Genomic DNA, 2653 nt, shown 5'->3' on the forward strand with positions numbered 1-2653 from the left:
CACCCTAGCAGATTCGCAGTCACCGATCATTATTTATCGTCCGCTGCCCGACTGTCTGGAGATGTCACGCTCATATTTCTTAAGACTATATAGTTTAGGGCGTGACATTGGATGATCGCGCTGGTGAGGGCGAGGAGCGCTGACCCGTCAGCGACAACTCGAACGAACCGAGCGAGGCTGAGGCTGGCGCGTAAGCGCAAGCCGATGTCGATGGGTGATGAAGCCTTCGAGGGCGGGCTCAGCGATCTCGCTTCGCCCACCAGAACCTTGCGACGGGGTGCGACATCGAGATGTCTTCCCCTTCGCGCGGTTCGCCTTTTGATTCCGATGGAATCTGATCGCGAGGACTGAGGCGAGAGGGCGCATGCGCCCGATTGCTGCGTGAGCAGGAACTCGCCCAGTGCGAAGCGAGCCTGAGGCTTGCACTCAGGTGCGAGCCGATGTCGATCTCAACGCCAAGATAATGCTGGGGCCATCGGATGACGTGCGCCTCGGTCTCGCGTTGCGATCCCTCCTCGCCCGCCAGAACTGGTTCGAAGCCGCGACATCGCGGATGTCACGCCTTCTCCCAGTTCGCTCATTCCAACACGAGATGAGATAACGAGGAGATCGATGAACTCCCTTCTCCCCTCGCCCCCTCTCCCCTGTGCTGACGGTGCCCATCTCGGATAGTCGGGCAGTGGACGTGCCTTCCAAAAACCCTGCCGAACTCGGGCGCAGAAAATGGCTCGAAACCGAAGTTCGGGATGCGCGGGTTCAGTCGTTCAGGAATCAGATGAAAGGGAGCGGGTCAGGAGCAGAAGCTCATCTTGCGAGTGAGGAGGATGGGCGGAACCGATTTGCCCCACCTATCCTCCTCCGCAGATTACCCGCGATAGTCGTAGAAGCTCCCTGACTCCGTGCCGTGGGTGCGCTTCCACTTGCGGCGTCCGCGCACTTTGAAGCTCGGTCCGAGCCACTCGCGGATCAGTCGCCCGACCAGTTCGTTGGTCTTCTGGTCACCGAGGTGCTGCTCGATCATGGGAGCGATCACGAGGATCGGAGGTTCGCCGTTCTTGGCAGCAGTGATAACTGCGGACGCGGTGACACGAAGCGCATGGACAGCCGCCATGCCAGCAGGAGTGGTCTTGAAGGGGTCGAGGCCAAAAGCCATGACGGTTCTCCTTAGATCGTCATGACCTCCATGATCATGACAATACCTATTCATTTGAGGCCCCGAGGAATTAGCACCTAAGGGCACTTCTTGCGGCGAAGCGAACCGTCGTTGCGACGAAGCGAGTTTAGCATGCAACTGACGCAGATAGGTTGGCGATCCCGTAGCCCTTGTGGAGGGGGTCACGAATGCTGTGCCGCCAACCTATCTGCTGCGTCACTATCGGACCCGTGACGCTCCGCTCGCATTGAGCGTTGGGCACTCGCCTCGCAATGGACCAAGCAGTGCACCACGGAGAACCAGCTTCACTTTGCACGCCGCTTATAGGTCAGACGAAGCACGCGCAGGAATCTGCGCCGACCTTCAGATGAATAATGCGGGCAGCACCGCCCCTTTGGTAAACTCAGGGTATAACCTTCCTGAGAGAACCAATGGAGCACCGACCAGACCAGTTCACCTACCACGCTTGCCAGACCGTCTTCGTCAGCATCGTCGGCACCAGCCTTCCAGCCCGCCGCGTCACGATATCCTACTCTCGCCGCGAAGCGCTCGATGACCTCATCGCCTACCTCAACATGGTAATGAGCGAGACAGTCCTCCCCCATGATGCCAGTGAGGAGGAGGTCAGAGATGCCTACGAGGAGCATCTCGCCCAGCTTGTCGAGATCGTCGTCTGCGACTGATCCCCCGCACCATCGACGAGGAAAAAGCCGAACTTAATGAACTGCTTGACGCCTTCCAGAACTATGAGAGGGTCGTGGAATGACGAAGCGCATCGCCCTCTACACCCGCGTCTCAACCGACAGCCAAACCACCGAGAACCAGCGCCGCGAACTCATCGCCGTCGCTGAGAGGATGGGCTGGGAGATCGTCGCCGAGTTCTGCGATGAAGGGATCAGCGGTGCCAAAGGTCGGGATCAGCGTCCCGCCTTCGATGCGCTGATGAAGGCTATCGCCCGCCGTGAGATCGACCTCGTGGCAAGCTGGGCGGTGGATCGGCTCGGACGCTCGCTCCAAGACCTTGTTGGCTTCCTCCACGAGATCAATGCCAAGGGCGTGGACCTCTATCTCCACCAACAGGCGCTCGACACCTCAACCCCGAGCGGAAGGGCCATGTTCGGCATGTTGAGCGTCTTCGCGGACTTCGAGCGTGAGATGATCCGCAGCCGCATCAAGGCTGGGCTCGCCCGTTCGGACAAGAAGGCGGGACGACCCGCCATCCCGCCGATCATGGTTGAGAAGATCGAGCGGACGCTCAGGTCTGGCCTCAGCATCAACGCCACTGCGCGCAAGCTCAAGGTCGGCGTTGGAACCGTTCATAGGATCAAGGTCAGGATGGCTCAGGCCGCATGATCGACGACGGCCAGCCCCTTACCGACATGGCGGCGGTTCGGTTCCCGCTACCGTCTCCTCACTCAGACGATCCCGAAACGGCAGAATACCGTCAGCCAGATCGGGAATCCAACCGAGACACCGCGCAATCTCCCGCTACCCGCTCCA

The 2653-nt window shown here is 59.9% G+C and carries 3 protein-coding genes; 2 read left to right on the plus strand and 1 reads right to left on the minus strand.

What is annotated here, in order from left to right; all coding sequences use genetic code 11:
- Positions 1–865: 865 nt before the first annotated feature.
- Entirely contained in the window at positions 866–1153 is a 288-nt protein-coding gene (locus ACU0AG_RS16025; RefSeq protein ID WP_482783262.1) for a hypothetical protein, read from the minus strand.
- A 431-nt stretch (positions 1154–1584) separates the two neighbouring features.
- Here ACU0AG_RS16025 and ACU0AG_RS16030 point away from each other — a divergent pair, with 431 nt between their 5' ends.
- Both ACU0AG_RS16030 and ACU0AG_RS16035 read left to right on the plus strand, forming a co-directional pair.
- A complete protein-coding gene (locus ACU0AG_RS16030) occupies positions 1585–1836 on the plus strand; it encodes a hypothetical protein (protein ID WP_482783263.1) in 252 nt (83 codons plus the stop codon).
- Between the two features lie 79 nt (positions 1837–1915).
- Positions 1916–2506: a recombinase family protein gene (locus ACU0AG_RS16035; RefSeq protein WP_482783264.1), complete on the plus strand. Its 591-nt coding sequence runs from the start codon at positions 1916–1918 to the stop codon at positions 2504–2506.
- Positions 2507–2653 lie beyond the last annotated feature (147 nt).

Source organism: Erythrobacter sp. RANMB8 (assembly GCF_056848235.1).

Bases quoted from the DNA above. Each gene is read 5' to 3' on its own strand.
- ACU0AG_RS16030 (WP_482783263.1), top strand. From the start codon at position 1,585: ATGGAGCACCGACCAGACCAGTTCACCTACCACGCTTGCCAGACCGTC.
- ACU0AG_RS16035 (WP_482783264.1), top strand. From the start codon at position 1,916: ATGACGAAGCGCATCGCCCTCTACACCCGCGTCTCAACCGACAGCCAA.
- ACU0AG_RS16025 (WP_482783262.1), bottom strand. From the start codon at position 1,153: ATGGCTTTTGGCCTCGACCCCTTCAAGACCACTCCTGCTGGCATGGCG.